Origin of the sequence: Oceaniserpentilla sp. 4NH20-0058 (genome assembly GCF_040371755.1) — a bacterium.
Taxonomy (GTDB): Bacteria; Pseudomonadota; Gammaproteobacteria; order Pseudomonadales; family Oceanobacteraceae; genus Bermanella.
Genome location: NZ_BAABWE010000027.1, coordinates 1 through 883 on the forward strand (window position 1 = coordinate 1; position 883 = coordinate 883).

General features: G+C 46.2%; 1 protein-coding gene. It reads left to right on the plus strand.

Translation table 11 applies throughout. From position 1 onward, the window contains the following. The coding region (locus tag ABWV45_RS15475) for an elongation factor Tu (protein WP_353352621.1) at positions 1-861 on the plus strand (861 nt) is incomplete at its 5' end. Positions 862-883 lie beyond the last annotated feature (22 nt).

Consider the following 883-nt stretch of genomic DNA (forward strand, 5'->3'; position numbering starts at 1 on the left):
CTTTCTCGTCAGGTTGGTGTACCTTATATCGTAGTATTCCTAAACAAAGCAGACCTTCTAGCTGAAGACTGTGGTGGTTTCGGAACAGAAGAATACGAAGAAATGCTAGAGCTAGTAGACATGGAATTACGTGACCTACTATCTGAGTACGACTTCCCAGGTGATGATACTCCAATCGTTCCAGGTTCTGCGTTAATGGCTCTAAACGGCGAAGACACAGACGGCCTAGGTACAAGTGCAGTTAAGAAGCTTCTAGAAACTCTAGACAGCTACATCCCAGAGCCAGAGCGTGCAGTAGATGGTTCATTCATCATGCCGATCGAAGACGTATTCTCTATCCAAGGTCGTGGTACAGTTGTAACGGGTCGTGTTGAGCGCGGTATCGTACGTACTGGTGAAGAAGTTGAAATCGTAGGTATCAAAGAAACTACGAAAACAACTGTTACTGGTGTTGAGATGTTCCGTAAGATTCTTGACGAAGGTCGTGCTGGCGAAAACTGTGGTGTTCTTCTGCGTGGTACTAAGCGTGAAGAAGTACAGCGTGGTCAGGTTCTTTGTAAGCCTGGATCAATCTCTCCGCACACTAAATTCGAAGCCGAAGTATACGTACTAGGTAAAGATGAAGGTGGTCGTCACACTCCATTCTTCAAAGGTTACCGTCCACAGTTCTACTTCCGTACAACTGACGTAACTGGTGAGTGCATACTTCCAGAAGGCGTAGAAATGGTAATGCCTGGTGATAACGTACAGCTAACAGCTGAACTAATTCACCCAATCGCGATGGACGAAGGTCTACGTTTCGCGATTCGTGAAGGTGGTCGTACGGTAGGTGCGGGTGTTGTTGCTAAGATCGTTGAGTAATTAGCAAGACATTAGATGGGAG